At 72.8% G+C, this 16,357-nt stretch carries 15 protein-coding genes; 4 read left to right on the top strand and 11 right to left on the bottom strand.

Annotation, left to right across the window (positions count from 1 at the left end; genetic code table 11):
* Positions 1–3: 3 nt before the first annotated feature.
* The 3 genes from dhaK (at position 4) to O7635_RS25775 (ending at position 3,033) form a co-directional block, all read left to right on the top strand.
* A complete protein-coding gene (gene dhaK / locus O7635_RS25765; protein ID WP_278083045.1) occupies positions 4–999 on the top strand; it encodes a dihydroxyacetone kinase subunit DhaK in 996 nt (331 codons plus the stop codon).
* Between the two features lie 930 nt (positions 1,000–1,929).
* Positions 1,930–2,565, top strand: coding sequence for a hypothetical protein (locus O7635_RS25770; RefSeq protein WP_278083046.1), 636 nt, complete (start codon positions 1,930–1,932; stop codon positions 2,563–2,565).
* Positions 2,566–2,628: 63 nt separating this feature from the next.
* A complete protein-coding gene (locus tag O7635_RS25775) occupies positions 2,629–3,033 on the top strand; it encodes a hypothetical protein (protein WP_278083047.1) in 405 nt (134 codons plus the stop codon).
* A gap of 4 nt (positions 3,034–3,037) precedes the next feature.
* On the opposite strand, the gene O7635_RS25780 is transcribed toward O7635_RS25775, so the two are convergent.
* The 11 genes from O7635_RS25780 to O7635_RS25830 form a co-directional block, all read right to left on the bottom strand.
* A complete protein-coding gene (locus O7635_RS25780) occupies positions 3,038–3,841 on the bottom strand; it encodes an SDR family oxidoreductase (RefSeq protein WP_278083048.1) in 804 nt (267 codons plus the stop codon).
* A gap of 12 nt (positions 3,842–3,853) precedes the next feature.
* Positions 3,854–5,041 carry an MFS transporter gene (locus tag O7635_RS25785; protein ID WP_278083049.1) on the bottom strand — a complete coding sequence of 396 codons (1,188 nt, stop codon included), beginning with the start codon at positions 5,039–5,041 and terminating at the stop codon, positions 3,854–3,856.
* The gene (locus O7635_RS25790; protein WP_278083050.1) at positions 5,038–5,448 is read right to left on the bottom strand and encodes an OB-fold domain-containing protein; all 411 of its coding nucleotides are present in this window, start codon (positions 5,446–5,448) and stop codon (positions 5,038–5,040) included. Before O7635_RS25790 ends, O7635_RS25785 begins: the two co-directional genes overlap by 4 nt.
* Positions 5,445–6,584: an acetyl-CoA acetyltransferase gene (locus O7635_RS25795; RefSeq protein ID WP_278083051.1), complete on the bottom strand. Its 1,140-nt coding sequence runs from the start codon at positions 6,582–6,584 to the stop codon at positions 5,445–5,447. Before O7635_RS25795 ends, O7635_RS25790 begins: the two co-directional genes overlap by 4 nt.
* Entirely contained in the window at positions 6,581–7,699 is a 1,119-nt protein-coding gene (locus tag O7635_RS25800; protein ID WP_278083052.1) for an ABC transporter substrate-binding protein, read from the bottom strand. Before O7635_RS25800 ends, O7635_RS25795 begins: the two co-directional genes overlap by 4 nt.
* A gap of 19 nt (positions 7,700–7,718) precedes the next feature.
* Positions 7,719–8,882, bottom strand: a complete 1,164-nt coding sequence (locus O7635_RS25805; protein ID WP_278083053.1) for an acyl-CoA dehydrogenase family protein — start codon at positions 8,880–8,882, stop codon at positions 7,719–7,721.
* Positions 8,883–8,899: 17 nt separating this feature from the next.
* Positions 8,900–10,999: an acetate--CoA ligase family protein gene (locus O7635_RS25810; RefSeq protein ID WP_278083054.1), complete on the bottom strand. Its 2,100-nt coding sequence runs from the start codon at positions 10,997–10,999 to the stop codon at positions 8,900–8,902.
* On the bottom strand, positions 11,000–11,794 hold the full coding sequence (locus tag O7635_RS25815; RefSeq protein ID WP_278083055.1) for an enoyl-CoA hydratase-related protein: 795 nt from the start codon (positions 11,792–11,794) through the stop codon (positions 11,000–11,002).
* 81 nt (positions 11,795–11,875) lie between these two features.
* A complete protein-coding gene (locus O7635_RS25820; protein WP_278083056.1) occupies positions 11,876–12,967 on the bottom strand; it encodes an ABC transporter ATP-binding protein in 1,092 nt (363 codons plus the stop codon).
* The gene (locus tag O7635_RS25825) at positions 12,964–13,854 is read right to left on the bottom strand and encodes an ABC transporter permease (RefSeq protein ID WP_278083057.1); all 891 of its coding nucleotides are present in this window, start codon (positions 13,852–13,854) and stop codon (positions 12,964–12,966) included. Before O7635_RS25825 ends, O7635_RS25820 begins: the two co-directional genes overlap by 4 nt.
* Positions 13,855–13,859: 5 nt before the next feature.
* On the bottom strand, positions 13,860–14,633 hold the full coding sequence (locus O7635_RS25830; protein ID WP_278083058.1) for an ABC transporter permease: 774 nt from the start codon (positions 14,631–14,633) through the stop codon (positions 13,860–13,862).
* A 355-nt stretch (positions 14,634–14,988) separates the two neighbouring features.
* Between O7635_RS25830 and O7635_RS25835 the strand changes: the two genes are divergently transcribed.
* Positions 14,989–16,251 carry a helix-turn-helix domain-containing protein gene (locus tag O7635_RS25835; protein WP_278083059.1) on the top strand — a complete coding sequence of 421 codons (1,263 nt, stop codon included), beginning with the start codon at positions 14,989–14,991 and terminating at the stop codon, positions 16,249–16,251.
* Positions 16,252–16,357: the final 106 nt, after the last annotated feature.

A 16,357-nucleotide genomic window follows, 5' to 3' on the forward strand; every position in this document is an offset into this window, starting at 1 on the left:
ACTATGAAGAAGTTCGTCAACGACCCGAACCAGTACGTGCCCGAGATGCTCACCGGCATCGCCCTGGCCAACCCGGACACGCTGCGCTACGTCCCCGATTACAACCTGATCATGCGGGTCGACGCGCCGAACGACAACAAGGTCTCGATCATCCAGGGCTCCGGCTCCGGGCACGAGCCCGCCCACGTGATGAGCGTCGGCAAGGGCATGCTCGACGCCGCCTGTCCCGGTGACGTGTTCTCCGCGCCGCCGATGGACTACGTGCTGGAGACGAGCAAGATGCTCGCGTCGCCCAAGGGCGTGCTGCACCTCATCAACAACTACACGGGCGACCGGATGGCCTTCGACATGGGCAAGGAGATGGCCGAGGCGGAGGGCGTACGGATCGAGACGGTGCTGGTCGACGACGACGTCGCGGTGTCGGACTCCACGTACACCGTGGGTCGGCGGGGTGTCGCCGGGAACTTCTTCGTCATGAAGGTCGTCGGCGCGGCCGCCGAGCAGGGCGCCGACATCGACGAGCTGGTGCGGCTCGGCGACAAGGTCAACTCGGTCACCCGGACCATGGGGATGGCGCTGACGTCGTGCACCCCGCCGGCCAAGGGCTCGCCGCTGTTCGACCTCGGCGAGGACGAGATGGAGATGGGCGTCGGCATCCACGGCGAGCCGGGCCGCCGCCGCGAGAAGCTGCACAACGCCAACGAGATCGTCGACGAGCTGCTCGACGCGGTCGTGCCCGACCTGCCCTACGAGAAGGGCGACGACGTCGCGCTGATGATCAACGGCCTGGGCGGCACGCCGATCAGCGAGCTCTACCTGCTCTACGGCCACGCCCACGAGCAGCTCGAGGCCCGCGGCATGCACGTGCGCCGCAACTACGTCGGCGAGTACTGCACCTCGCTCGACATGGCCGGCGCGTCGCTGACCCTCGTCAAGCTCGACGACGAGATCGTCAACGGCCTGGCCGCCCCGGCGGAGACCGCGATCCGCACCTTCTGAGCCGCCGCGCCGGCCAGATGGCTGCCATCCGGACGCCGGACCACCGGCTGCGGGTGTTCGTGTCGTCGACGCTGGTGGAGCTGGCCGCGGAGCGCGGCGCGGCCCGGTCCGCCATCGAGCGGTTGCGGCTGGCCCCGGTGATGTTCGAGTCCGGGGCCCGGCCGCACCCCGCCCAGGCCGTCTACCGCTCCTACCTGGCGCAGTCGGACATCTTCGTCGGCATCTACGGGGAGAGCTACGGCTGGGTCGGGCCGGGGATGGCGATCTCCGGGCTGGAGGACGAGTACGAGCGGGCGGCGAGCCTGCCGCGCCTGCTCTACGTCAAGGCCCCGGCGCCCGGCCGCGACCCGGCGCTGACCCGGATGCTCGACCGGATCCGGGCGGGTGGCCAGCCGGCCTACAAGCGCTTCGGCGACGCCGACGAGCTCCGCGAACTGCTGCTCGACGACCTCGCGACGCTGCTCGCGGAACGGTTCGAGGAGCCCCGGCCCGAGCGGCCCACGCCGCACGGCATGGCCGTCCCGGCGCCGGCCACCCCGCTGCTCGGACGCGACGAGGAGGTCGACCGGATCGCCGCCACGCTGGCCGGCGACCAGCGGCTCGTGGTGCTGACCGGCGCCGGCGGGATCGGGAAGACGAGTCTCGCGCTGGCCGTCCTGCGGCGCGACGCGGCCGCCTGGCGCGACGGCGCGGCCTTCGTCGACCTGTCGGCGCTCACCGACGGCGAGGTCGTGCCGGACGCGATCGCGTCGGCGCTCGGGGTGGTCGGGCAGGGCCGGGAGCGGCCCGTCGACGCGCTGCGCCGGGCCCTGGCCGGCCGGCACACGCTGCTGGTGCTCGACAACTTCGAACGCGTACGGGAAGCGGCGCCGATGGTGGCCGACCTGCTCCGCCGCGCGCCGGGTCGAACCGCCGGCGCGCGTCGCGCTGGTGGTGTCGGCCCGCGCGATCGTCCGGCCGCCCGACGACGCCGACCGGGCCCGGGCGAACTTCGACGAGGCGCTGGCGGTCGCCCGCGCGGCCGACGACCCGCTGGTCTCCGGCTACGTCCTGTCGCACTACGGCCTGCTGCTCGCCGCGCGGGGCCAGGTGGCCGCTGCCCAGAGCCGCCACCAGGACACGCTGGCGATCGCCCGGGCGGTCGACGACGAGAACCTGCGGGCGGAGGCGCACTACGACCTTGCCGTCGACGCCACCGCCCTCGGCCATCGCGGGTCGGCGCGCCACCACCTGGCGGCGGCGCTGGAGGGCTACCGCGGGATCGACCACCTCGACGGCCTGACGCGGTGCCTGGGCGCGCTGGCCGCGATCGCCGTCCACACCGGAGACCCACGGCTCGCGTCGCGTCTGGTCGGCGCGGCCGCGGCGGCCCGGGACCGCATCGGCCTGCGGCCGTGGCCGTCGGTCGCGGTGGTGGAGGGCCGCACTTCGGACGGCATCGCGGAGCTGTTGCCCCCGGCCGAGGTCGCGGCGCTCGCCGGCGCCGGGCGCGAGCTGACCATCGAGCAGGCGTTGCGCGCCGGGGGACACCTGCTGCCCCAGGTCGCCGTCGCGCGCCCCCGATGACACGTCGGGCACCGGGGCGCCCGGGTGTGGCTGCGCCGGGGTCCTGGGGGTCATGCTGTCAGGGTGAGCGGCGATCGTGACGAGTCGAAGGCGCAGCGGCTGAGCCGGGCCGCCGAGGCGCGCGAACGGGCCGAGGTGGCCAGGCAGCGGGCCGAGGAGGCGCAGGCCCGGCTGGCCGAGCTCCGGGCCGCCGAGCGGGAGCCGGCCGAGGGGTCGGCCCCGTCGCCGTCCCGGCGGGCCGCCGAGCTCGCCGAGGAGGCCATCCGCCGGGCCGCACGGGCCTACGCGACCGCCGCCGAGGCGCACGAGCGCGCGGCCCAGATGCACCTCGGCGCCGCACAGATGCACGACCAGATCGCCGACCGGGGCGGCCCCGAGGCGGCCGAGCACCGCGAACGCGCGCAGGACCATCGGGACGCGGCGGAGGTCGACGAGGCGGAAGCGCGGCACGACAAGGACGAGGCCTAGCCGGTCAGACCGTCGGCACCGGGGCGTTCAGCGGCGGGCCGTAGAACTGGCGGCCCAGCGACTGTCCACCGTCGGCGGTCAGCACCTCGCCCGTGACGTAGCCGGCGCGGTCGCTGAGCAGCAGGCCGCACAGGTCGGCGATCTCGGCCGGCTCGGCGAAGCGGGCCGCCGGGACCGAGGAGAGCACCCGCGCGTGGTCCTCCGGAGTCGCCCACAGCGCGGCGCCGGCGCCGTCGGTGGTCGTCGGGCCGGGCGCGATGCAGTTGAGCCGGATGCCGTAGCGGGCCCACTCGGCCGCCAGCGTCCGGGTCATCGTCACCACACCCGCCTTCGCGGCCGCGCTGTGCACGGTGCCCGGGTGACCGATCCAGGCGTACGTGGCGACCACGCTCAGGATCGCGCCCGGGCGGCCCGACTCGATCAGGGCGCGGCCGACGGCCGACGTGCAGTACCACGTGCCGTTGAGCACGATGTCGACCACCGCGCGCCAGCCGTTGGCCGACAGCTTCTCGGCCGGCACCACGAAGTTGCCCGCCGCGTTGTTGACCAGGCCGTCGACCTGGCCGAAGCGGTCGAGGGCGCGGCCCACCAGCGCGTCGACCTGGTCCGGCTGCCGGACGTCCGTCGGCACCGCCAGGGCCTGACCCCCGTGGGCGGCCACCTCGGCGGCGACCGCGTCGAGCTTCTCGGCGCGCCGGCCGGCGATCGCGACCGCCGCGCCCAGCTCGGCCAGGCGCAGCGCGACGCAGCGGCCGATGCCGCTGCCGCCACCGGTCACCACGAACACGCGGCCTTCGAGCGACTCCATCACAGGTACTCCTCACATTGTGCAGTCGGGCCCGGCGTACGCGGGGCGGCGCAGCCAGTAGCGTCCGACCAGCGCGGCGGCGCCCAGGACGCCGGCGAGCGCCCCGGCCAGGAATGCCGAGCGGTAGGAGCCGGTGGCCGAGACGACCATGCCGAGCGCCACGGCGCCGAGACCGGCGCCGACGTCATAGGAGATGCTGTACGCGGCGACGACGGAGCCTTCCCGGGCGCGCGGCACCCCGGTCAGCGACATCTTCATCAGCAGCACGTACTGCAGGGCGATCGCGACCGCCATCAGCGCGGCGGCGACGTAGAGGGCGGCCGGCGCGGCCCACAGCCCGGCCACCAGGAGGCCGAGCACGTTGGCGACGCAGCCGGCGAACACCACGGTCACGATCGGCAGGCGGTCGAACAGCCCCGCGCCGGCGATCCGGATCGTCAGCGTCAGGAACGAGTAGACGAAGAACACGGTGCCGGTGGCCGGCAGCCCGATCTCGGGTCCGTAGAGCGGCACCAGCGCCTGGAAGCCCGCGTAGCCGACGATCGACAGGGCGAGCACGAGGGCCGGCCACACCGCGGTCGGCTGCACGAGCGTGGCGAAGAACGGCTCGGGCGGCGGCGGGGGACCGGCCGGGACGGTCCGGGCGCGGGTCACCGTCACCGGCAGCGCGAGCAGCAGCACCACGGCCGACACCAGCCAGGTCGGGTCGAGGCCCTGCCAGCCGATGATGGCGTCGCCGAGGACCGGGCCCATGGCGGTGCCGAGGAACAACGGCACGGAGAAGTACGCGAGCACCCGGCCGCGCCGCCCGTGCGGTGTCTCCTGGACCACGCTGGTCGCCGCGGCGGTGTAGAAGATGCCCACGGCGGCGCCGTCGATCACCCGCAGCACGAGCATGACGGGCAGGTTCGGGGCCAGCGGGGTGAGCGCCAGCGCGGCCGCGCCCACCACGACCGACAGCGTCATCAGCCGCCACGGGTCGCCGGTGCGCAGGTAGCGGCCGGCGAGCGGGCGCCCAGCCACGCTCGCCACGCCGTAGAGCAGGACGGTCACGCCGACCGCGGTGGGCCCGGCGCCGTAGCGGTCGTGGATGTAGCGGGGGAGCAGCGGGGTCAGCATGCCGACCGACGCGTACACCCACCACATGCCGACGATCGCCCGCGCCACCAGGCGCCAGGGCACCACCACGACGTCGGTCACGGGCCGGCCGGACGGAACGCGGGCAGGTGGTAGCCGTCGGCGACCGGCGTCCAGGTCAAGGCGACCCGGTCACCGACGGCGAACGACTCCGGCGCCGCGCCGACCAGGTTGGCCAGGACGCGCACACCCTCGTCGAGGTCGACGAACGCGACCACGTAGAGACAGTCCTCCGGTCCCATGGCCTCGAACGGTCGATGATGGATGGACAGGGCGTGCACGGCCCCGTCGCCCGGGCTCTCCCGCCACGACAGATCGGTGCCCAGGCAGCCCGGGCACGCCTCCCGCGGGTGGTGCACGAAGCGGGCACATGCGGCGCACCACTGCAGCAGCAGCCGCCGCTCCCTCGTGGCGGCCCAGTAGGGACCGGTGGCGTCGCTGGGCTTCGGGCGGAAATCGGCCTGGCTCACAGCGTCTCCTCCGTGCCGAGCACCACGGTCGACATCGCCGACAGGTACTGCCCAGAACCGTGCGCGACGGCCACCGAGGCGCCCGGCACCTGGCGCGGCCCGGCCTCGCCGCGCAGCTGCCGGGTCGCCTCGGTGAGCAGGAAGATGCCGTACATGCCCGGATGGGTGTACGACAACCCGCCGCCGTTGGTGTTCATCGGCAGCGACCCGCCGGGCCCGGTGCGCCCGCCGGCCACGAACGCCCCACCCTCGCCCTTGGCGCAGAACCCGAGATCCTCCAGGTGCAGCAGCGCGGTGATGGTGAACGAGTCGTAACCCATCAACAGGTCCACATCGGACGGCGTGATGCCGGCCGCCTTGAACGCCCGGGCGCCGGAGACCGCGCCGGGCGTCACGGTCAGGTCGGGCATGGCGTGGATCATGTTGTGGGTGTGGCAGGACGCGGCGCCGAGCACATACACGGGCGGCCGGCGCAGCGACCGGGCGCGCTCGGCCGACGTCACCACGACCGCGCCGGCGCCGTCGGTGACGAGGCAGCAGTCGAGCTGGTGCAGCGGCGAGCAGTAAACGGGGGAGGCCAGCACGTCGTCGACGGTCAGCGGGTCGCGGAACCGGGCGTCCGGGTTGTACGCGGCCCAGGCCCGGGTGCTCACCGCGATCTCGGCGAGCTGCTCGGGCGTGGTGCCGTAGACCGCCATGTGCCGGCTCGCGGCCAGCGCGTAGGAGCCCATGAGGCCCAGCCCGTAGGGCACCTCGAACTCGTCGCGGGGGCCGGGCGGCTCGTACCAGCCGCCCGTGCCGCGCCTGCGGTCGCCGCGCGGGGTCGCGGCGTAGACGATCACCACGACCTCGCACTGCCCGGCGGCGATCGCGGCCGCCGCCTTCTCCAGGTAGAGCTCGAACCCGGAGCCGCCCGTGTAGGTGGACTCCGTGAACACCGGCGCGATGCCGAGGAACTCACCGAGGTCGAGGGACGAGCCGGCGTGGCACAGCCCGTCGACGTCGGCCAGCGTCAGGCCGGCGTCGGCGAGCGCCTCGCGGATCATCCGGGCCTCGAGCGCCCGTCCCCAGTCGGGCAGCTCGCCGGTCGGCGCGGCCGCCTCGGCCACGCCGACGATCGCGGCAGCGCCTCTCACAGAACGAACTCCTGGAACCGCTTGAGGACGGCGTCGGTGTGCTCGCCCCACCACTTGTCGTCGCGGACGAACTGCAGCTTGGCGTTGTCGGGGTGGGTCGGCAGGCCCTTGGCCCACTTCTCGTCCATGAACTCGACGGCCTTGCTGTTGGTCGGACCCTCCAGATAGGAGCCCCAGAGCTTGCCCTGCACCTCCGGCTGCACCGAGTACTCGATGAGCTGGAACGCGGCGTCCTTGTTCCGGGCGCCCTTCGGCACGATCCACGAGGCCGGCATCAGCATGCCCTGGTTGTAGGTGTAGCCGATCGGCGCGCCCTCGTCCTGCAGCGTGCGGATCCGGCCGATCCAGATGCTGGCCGCCGACACCTGCCCGCTGACCAGCATCTGCCCCGGCTGCGAGCCGGAGCTCCACCACTGGCTGACCCGATCCTTGATCTTCGCGTACGAGGCGAACGCGCGGTCGACGTCGAGCGGGTAGAGCTGGTCCACCGGCACGCCGTCGGCCATCAGCGCGAACTCGAGCTCCGGCACGCTGCCGCCCTCGATGCCGGCCAGCGTGCGCTTGCCCGGGATCGATCCGCTCCAGAAGTCGGCCCAGCTGCCCACCTGCTGGCCGCCGAGCGTCTTGGTGTTCCAGCCGATGTTGCTGGAGAAGACGTAGTAGGCCAGGGCGTGGGTGTCGACGTACTCCTTGGCGATGCCGTCGATGGACATGAGCTTGTCGGGCAGCGGCTCGAAGTAGTCGCGGCCGAGTGAGAGCACATTGGACAGACCGCCGGCCACCACGTCCCACTCGACGTTGCCGGAGTCGACCATCGCCTTGATCTTCGCGTTGCTGGGCGGACCCGAGATGACGACCTCGATCCCGGTCTCCTTGGTGAACGGCTCGTAGAGGTTCTTCTTCTCGGCGTCCTGGATGGCGCCGCCCCAGTCGGCGACGACGACCCGCTTGCTGCCGCCCGACCCGGAACCCGAGCCGGAGCCGGCGCCGGCGTTGCTGGGCGTGCTGTTGCCGCAGGCGGCGAGGATGGGCGCGGCGGCCAGGCCGCCACCGAGTAGGGCCGCGTGCCGGAGCATGTCGCGGCGGGTGTAGCGGAAGCGCGGATCGGGAGTCATCGTTGTCTCCAAGCGTGGGTTACGCGAACATGCCGCGTTTGAGGAGGTTGCGGGCGAGGACGCCGCGCTGGATCTCGGAGGTGCCCTCCCAGATGCGCTCGACGCGCGCGTTGCGGTAGGCCCGCTCGACGTACATCTCGTTCATGTAGCCGGTGCCGCCGAAGATCTGCAGCACCCGGTCCGCGACGCGGCCGTAGGCCTCGCTCGCGAACACCTTCACCGCCGACGCCTTGGCGCTGACCACCTTCGGGTCCACGCCCTGGTCGTCGTCCCACGCCGCGTTGTAGGTCATCATCCGCGACGCGTACAGGTCGATCGCCGAGTCGGCGAGCATGAACTGGACCGCCTGGAAGTCGGCGATCGGCCGGCCGAACTGGACCCGCTGCTTGGCCCACTCGGTGCCCTCGTCGATCAGCCGGGCCATCGGGCCGAGGCAGCGGGCGGCGGTCATGATGCGGCCGTTGCGCAACCAGTCCCGGCCGAGCTCGAAGCCCTTGCCGGGCTCGCCGAGGATCTGCTCCGGGCCGACCACGCAGTCGTCGAAGACCAGCTCGGCCTGGCGGTAGCCGCGCTGGCCCATCGTGCGGTGCACCTGGCCGACGGTGAACCCGGGCGTGCCCTTGTCGACGAGGAACGCGGTGATCCGGTCGCGCTCGCGGTCAGGATGGGTCACCGCGAACACGATCGCGAAGTCGGCCGTGTCGCCGTGGCTGATGAACCGCTTCTGCCCGTTGATCACCCACTGGCCGTCGCGCGGCTCGGCCCGGGTCCGGATGCTCTGCGCGTCGGAGCCGGCGCCCGGCTCGGTCAGCGCGAAGCAGTCCTGCTTCTCCCCGCGGATGCAGGGGATCAGGTACTTCTCCTTCTGCTCCGGCGTGCCCTCCAGCAGGATGTTGGACGCGCCCGGGATGGTGCCGCTGGAGACGCCCGGGGCCGCGCGGGAGATCTCCTCGGTGAGCAGGACGTGGGCGAGGGTCCCGTGCCCGCCGCCGCCGTACTCCTCGGGCATCTCCAGGGCGTTGAGGCCCATCGCGATCGACTTCTTCTTCAGGTCGCGGACGATCTCGTCGGGCAGGCCGTCGTTCTCCTCGGCCAGGTCCTCCAGCGGGATCAGCTCGGTGTCGACGAAGCGGCGCACGGCCGCGCGGAACTCCTGCAGCTCCGGTGGGATCGAGAAATCCATGTGTCCTTCCTCCTGTCTCAGGCCGCGTGCCGGACGACCAGCGCGTCCAGGGCGACCGCGCCGGCGGGGCCGACCCGCACCGGGTTGACGTCGATCTCGGCGACCTCGGGCAGGTCGGCGAGCAGCCGGCCGACCGCGACGGCGACGGCGGCCAGCGCGGCCACGTCGGCCGGTGGCGCGCCGCGGTAGCCGGCCAGCAGCCGGCCGATCCGCAGGGCGCGGACGGCCGCGACCACCTGGTCGGCGGTGAACGGCCAGAGCAGCTGGGCCGCGTCGGCGAGCAGCTCGGTCAGCACGCCGCCGGCGCCGATGACGACCAGCGGGCCGGCCACCGGGTCGGTGCGGCCGCCGACGATCAGCTCGACGCCGGGTCCCTCGGCCATCCGCTCGATCCGGACGCCGCGCACGGGTCCCGTGGCCGCCGCCCGCCCCGCGGCGAGGACCCGGTCGACCGCGGCCCGGACGGCGTCCTCGTCGGCCAGGCCGACCTCGACGCCGCCGATGTCGGACTTGTGCGCCAGCCCGTCGGCGTCGATCTTGCAGACCACCGGGAAGCCGACCTTGCGGGCCAGCAGCACGGCGCTCTCCGGGTCGGCCGCGTCGCCGCCGTCGGGCACGGGCACGCCGTAGTGGGTGAGCAGGCGCTTGGCCGCGCTCTCGGGTAGCACCCGGCCGTCCGCGGCGGCGAGCACCTCCCGGGCCGCCGCGACCGGTCCCGCCGCGGTCGCCGCCGCCCCGGCCAGCGACCGGTGCGCCCACGTGCCGGCCAGGGCCAGCGCCCGCAGCGCCGTCCGCAACCCCGGGAGCAGCAGCACGCCGTGCGCCTGGGCCAGCGTCGCCAGCTCCGGCACCGTGTCGGTCGTGGTGGTCACCAGCGCCACCGGCACGTCGAGGCCGGCCGCGCCCTCCGCCGCCCCGCCGAGCATCTCGGGCCAGCCGGACTCGGCCAGGTCGCCGGAGTTGGCGGGGGCGTCGCCGACGAACGCCACGAGGTCGACGCCCGGCACGCGGCCGAGCCCCGCGGTCGCGGTCGCGTAGACGGAGTGCTGCCCCCACCCACCGGCGGTCAGGTCAAGCGGGTTGCCCAGCTGCCCGTACGCCGGGAGGATCGGCGCCAGCGTGGCCCGCGCCGGCTCGTCCAGCGCCGCGAGCTCCACGCCGGTGTCCTCGGCCAGGTCGGCGATCAGCCCGCACTCGCCGCCGGAGCTGGCGAAGATGCCGAGCCCGGTGCCGCGCGGGCGGCGCGGGCCGGCCAGCATCGCGCAGACGGCGACCAGCTCCTCCAGGTCGTCGACCCGGATCGCACCGGACTGCCGGAAGGCGGCCGCGTACGCGGCGTCGACACCGGCGAGCGTGCCGGTGTGCGCGATCGTCGCCGCCTCGCCCTTGGCCGACCGGCCGACCTTGAGCACCACCACCGCGACGTCGCGCTCGGCGGCCGCCGTGGCCAGGGCACGGAACCGGGTCAGGTCGCGCAGTCCTTCGACGATCACGCCGATGACCCGGACGGCCGGGTCGGTCAGGAAGTACTCGACGCAGTCGGTCACGTCGAGGACGGCCTGGTTGCCGGCGGACACGGCGTACGCGAGCCCGGGCAGCCGGCCCGAGCCCATCGTGGTCAGCGCCATGTTTCCGCTCTGGGCCGCGAGGGCGATCGTCCCGTCGGGCCCCGGGCCGCCGGGCATCCCGATGCCCCAGAGCGCGGCCCGGTGCCGGTAGGAGACGACGCCGAGGCAGTTCGGGCCGACCACGCGTACGCCGGCATCCCGGACCTCCGCCTGCAACGCCTTGCCGGCCTCGTCGAGCTCGGCGAAGCCACTGCCGTAGACGACACCGGTCGGCACGCCGGCCGCCGCCGCGTCGCGCAGCACCCCGGGCACGCCGGCCGCCGGCACCGCCACGGCCACCGCGTCGACGGGCTCGGGCAGCGCGCCGACACTCGGGTACGCCGGCACGCCGTCGACCTCGTCGCGGGTCGGGTGCACCACGTACAGCCGGCCCGGGTAGCCGAGGTCCCGCAGGTTCCGCAGCGTCGTCAGGCCGTAGCCGCCCTTGGGCGAGGCGCCGACGACCGCGATGCCGCGGGGCGCGAACAGGCGATGCAGCGGGTGTGCCATCTAGCGCCCCACGTAGTGCGCCGGGCGCTTCTCGATGGTGGCCCGCAGGCCTTCGACGTGGTCCTCGGTGCGGCCGCAGATGTCGCCGGCCCGCAGCTCGTTGCGCAGCGCCTGCTCGAATCCCACCAGCGCGTTGGCCCGGATGTTCTGCTTGGCCAGCCCGATCGCCACGGTCGGGCCGGCGGCCAGGGCGCCGGCCAGCTCCATCGCCGCGCCGAGCAGCTCGTCGGGCTCGACGACCCGGCTGACCAGCCCGATCCGGTCGGCCTCGGCGGCGTCGATGATCCGACCTGTGTAGATCATCTCGGCGGCCCGGGTCTCGCCGATGATCCGGGGCAGCAGGAACGAGCCGCCGGCGTCCGGCGCGAAGCCGAGCTTGATGTAGACCTCGCCGAACCGGGCCTTGGTCGAGGCGACGCGGAAGTCGCAGACCAGCGTCAGGTCGCAGCCGGCGCCGACGGCGACGCCGTTGACGGCGGCCACGACCGGCTTGGGCAGCCAGTAGAGGCGGGCCATCAGCTTGTGCATGAGCGCCGGCCAGCTCTCCTCGTCGGGCTTGCTGCTGGTGCCCTCGTCCCAGTCCTTGACGTCGGCGCCCGCGCAGAAGCCGCGGCCCTCGCCGGTGATGACCAGCGCCCGGATCTCCGGGTCGCCGGCCACCGCGGCCACCACGCGGTCGAGCTCCGCGATGGTGGCGGTGTCGATCGCGTTGAGCCGGTCCGGCCGGTTGAGGGTGGCGACGCCCACCGCTCCGTCGAGGCGCCACGTGACGTGCTTGAGGTTGGCCAGGTCCATCGTCTTCGCCTTTCGAGGGCAGGGTCGGGCCGCACGACGGGTCCACGCCGTCGCGCGCTGTCGGGCCGGTCGGATCTCGGGTCAGGTCACTACGGGCAAGAACAGGGAGTCGGTCGGGGACCAGGTCAGCCACCGGCGGGCGCCGGCCTCGACGCGGGCGTCACCGGCCGGGGCGTGCACCTGGACGCGGGCGCCGGAGTCGGCCCGGATGTAGAGGTGCACCACGGATCCGAGGTAGACACTGGCCTCGACGACGCCCGGGATCCGGTTGAGGTCGGTCGCGTCCGGCTCGGCGGCCGCGACCCGGAACTTCTCCGGGCGCACGACCAGCACCCCCTGATCCGTGTCGGCCATGTCGTTGGCCTTGTCGACGACCACCTTGCCGAGGCCCTCGACGTCGAGCACGCTGTGCGCGCCGCGCTCGACCCGGGCGGCCGGCAGGCACACGGAGTCGCCGAGGAACTGGGCGACGAAGGAGTTGACCGGCCGCTCGTACATTTCGACGGGTGAGGCCACCTGCTGCAGGCGACCCTTGTGCATCACGCCGACCCGGTCGGAGAGCGCGAGCGCCTCGTCCTGGTCGTGGGTGACATAGAGGACGGTCGCGCCGATCCGCTGCTGGAGGGACTTGAGCTCCAGCCGCAGCCGGTCGCGCAGGTTGCGGTCGAGCGCACCGAGCGGCTCGTCCATCAGCAGGATGCTCGGGTCGTAGACGAACGCCCGGGCCAGCGCGACCCGCTGCTGCTGGCCGCCGGACAGCTCCCGCGGGTAACGGCCGCGGAAGTCCTCGAGCTGCGTCATCTCCAGCACGCGCTGCACCTTGCCGGGCATCTCGGCCTTGGGCGTGCGGCGCATCGACAGCGGGAAGCGGATGTTGTCGGTGACGGTCATGTGCGGGAACAGCGCGTAGTTCTGGAAGACCAGGCCCACGTTGCGCTTCTCGGGCACGACGTTGGTGACCGACCGGCCGTCGATGGTGATCTCGCCGGCGCTGGCCGCCTCCAGGCCGGCCAGCATCCGCAGCGTGGTCGTCTTGCCCGAGCCACTCGGCCCGAGCAGGGTGAAAAACTCTCCACTCTGGATGGTGAGGTTGAGGTCGACCACCGCCGGGAAGTCCCCGAAGTACTTGTCGATGCCGGTGAAGACGACCTGGCCGCCGATGCTGCCGCTCACGAGAGGTCCTTTCCGCTTCTGCCGAGGGCCGGTTCGCCGTCGGCGGCCAACGCGCGCCGGCGGCGCCGGGCCCGCACGGACCCGGCCACCTCGACGAGCAGGAAGAGCCCGACGGACACCACGATCAGCACGGTGCCGGCGACGGCCAGGGTCGGGTCGAGGTCGTAGCGCACGCTGTCCCAGAGCTTGCGGGGCAACGTGATCGCGTCACTGCCGGCGACGAAGAGGATGACCACCGCCTCGTCGAACGCGGCCACGAAGGCGAAGATGGCGCCCGCCCCGATCGCGCTGGCCAGCCGGGGCAGGGTGATCTTCCACAGGGTCCGCACCGGGCCGGCGCCGAGGGTCCGGGCCGCGTTCTCCAGCTCCGGATCGAAGTGCTGCAGCGCGCCGGAGACCGCGACGAGCACCATGGGGATGCCCATCACGGCGTACGCGGCCGCGATGGCGAACTCGTTGCCGATCAACTGGAGCTTGGCGAAGAAGAAGTAGTAGCTCATCGCCAGCACGATCAGCGGCACGATCATCGGCGACAGCATGAGCGCGAAGATCAGGCCGCGGCCGCGCATCTTCGAGCGGGCCAGCGCCCAGGCCGCCATCGAGCCGATCAGCGTGGCCAGGATGGCCGCCATCAGCGCGATCCGGGCACTGGTGACCGTCGCGTGCACCCAACTGCTGTCGCTGAAGAACGCGCGGTAGAACTTCAGCGAGACGCCCTCGAGCGGGAAGCTCAGGTAGGCGACGCCGTTGAAGGACTCCGCGACCACGATCGCGATCGGCACGACGAGGAAGGCGAACACCGCCCAGACCAGGATCCGGAAGGCCCAGCCGAGCGTGCGCTCCAGCGGAGTGCGCGGCAGCTTCGCCCGCCGGCGTCTGATCGTCATGTCGGTCATACCCGTCCCACCAGCCCTTCGACGCGGGTGAAGCGGCGCACCAGCAGGTAGAGGCCGACCGAGAGGACCAGCAGGATCGTCGCCATCGACGCCGCCATGCCCCACTCGAACGTCGTGTTGACCTTCTGCTCGATGAGCATCGCGAACGTCGTCTCGCCGGGCCCGCCGACCAGCGCCGGCGTGATGTAGTAGCCGAGCGCCATGATGAACACCAGCAGCGTTCCGCTGGCCATGCCGGGCAGCGCGAGCGGCAGGTAGACCCGCACGAACGCGCGCACCGGCCCGGCGCCGAGCGTGCGGGCGGCCCGCAGCAGGGTCGGGTCGATCTGGTCGAGCGTGCCCTTGACGGTCAGCACGAGGAACGGCAGCAGCACGTGCACCATCGCCACGACCACCGCGCCCTCGCTGTAGAGCAGGCCGGTCGTGTTGCCCGTGAACGGCGAGAGCAGCTTGGCCACCAGGCCGTTGTCGCCCAGCAGGACGATCCAGGCGAACGACCGGACCAGCACGCTGGTCCAGAACGGGATGATCACGAACAACGCGACGATCCGGGCCTTCCGCGGTGGCAGGCCGCTCATGTAGACCGCCACCGGGAAGCCGAGGAGCAGCGTGACCACGGCGACCTCGATGGAGATCCGCGTCGTGATCCACAGGACCTTGAGCATCACCGGGTCCTGGAAGGCGGCGGTGAAGTTGCCGATGCCCGGCACCGGGTCGGTGAACGACTGCACGAGGACCCGGCCCAGCGGCACCGCGTACAGGAATGTCATGAAAACGACCGGGATGGCCAGCACCACGGTCGTGAAGCTCGGCCGGTACGCCCTGCGGCGTCGGGGCGGCGCCGGCGGCGGGGCCGGCTGCCCGGTTCGGACCGGTGTCGAGACCGACGAGACCACGCCTGGTCCACCTCCAGTCGCTGACTCGGGTGGCCGCCGCGGTGACGGAGGCCACTTATGAACGGGAAGTAAAAGCTGACCTTGGGTCGATGTCATCGGGACCGCAGGGCAAAAGTCGGTCAGGTGCGCTGTGGTCGGGGCACAAACCTGCACGTCGAGTGGGTGACAGCGCTGTGAAAGGGGTGTAAACACAGGTCACGGGATCGCACAAACCCCCGGGAGCGCAGGTATGCCGACCACCGCGACCACGTCCGCCCTCGCCGACCAGCTCCGTGCCGCCGCCCCGCAGATAGCCAACGAGCTGGGCCATCGGGCCTCCCGGGCGGCCGCGCTCGACCCCGGGGGAGTGGCCCGTCCGCGGGAGCCGTTCGACCTGGCGATGCTGGTCGTCGAGCTGTGCAGCGCCGCGCTGGAGGACGACGCCGACGTGCGGGACTACGTCAGGTCACGGGTCGACTCCTGGGAGTCGAGCGGCGCACGGCTGGCGCTGCAGGGCGTGCCGGTCACCGAGACGATCGAGTGGCTGCGCTGCCTCGAGCACGTGATCAGCGACCGGGTGCTGTCCTGCGACGGCCTCGACATGGTGCGGGCCCGCACGGCGCTCGGCCGGATCACCGCGCTCTTCGACGCGCTCTGCGACCGGGAGCTGCGCTCCTACACGTCGACCTACGACGACCTGTCCAACTGGTACTCGCGGGTCGGCACCGACCTGGTCACCTGCCTGGCCTCGGGCGGTCCCGTGGAGCCGCACACCGTCAACGGCCAGGCGCGGGTGCTCGGCATCGACCCGCACCAGCCGTTCCGCGCGGTCACGGTCTACCACGACGGCGACCCGTCCCCGGCCCACTGGGCCCGCGTCCGGCAGCGGGTGCTCGACCTGCTGTCCCGCTACGACCCCAAGCGCGAGTCGGTGCTCCGCGACCGGCCCGGCATGCTGCTGGCCATCGTGCCCGTCGACCGGCCCGGGCCCGCGCTGCCCGAGGTGCTCAACCGGCTGCTGGCCGACGAGGAGCTGGCCGCGACGCTGTTCGTCTCGATCGGCGAGCAGGTCGACTCGCTCCCGCTGGCCGGGCGCAGCTGCCGGCAGTCACTGTCCGCATTGGAGATCGGCATCTACCGCGCCCAGCGCGGCAAGGTGGTGCAGTGCACCGAGGTGATCCTCGAGGTGTTGCTGGCCCACAACGCCTGGGTCTCCAACCGGATCGTCACCACCCGGCTGTCGCCGCTGCTGGAGAAGCCGCACCTGGTCGACACGCTGCGGGCCTACATCAGTGCCGAGATGTCGTTGCAGCGCACCGCCGAGCTGCTCGTCGTGCACCCCAACACGGTCGCCTACCGGCTGCGCCAGATCGCCACCCTGACCGGGCGCGACATGCGCAAGCTGACCGACATGGCCGACCTGGTCGTGGGCCTGACCGCGCTCGACGTCATCGAGATGCGCCAGGACTCCGGCCCGGACCGGGTCGACCTGCGCGCCAAGCTGCTCGGCTGACCCCGACTCTGTGCCGGCGCCATCAGCGGCCGGTCGCAAGTTTGGGTGACGCAACCGAAGACGTGATCGTTCCCGCTCCCTATCGTCGATGCGTCGAGACGTGCGG

This window comes from Asanoa sp. WMMD1127 (assembly GCF_029626225.1).
Classification (GTDB): domain Bacteria; phylum Actinomycetota; class Actinomycetes; order Mycobacteriales; family Micromonosporaceae; genus Asanoa.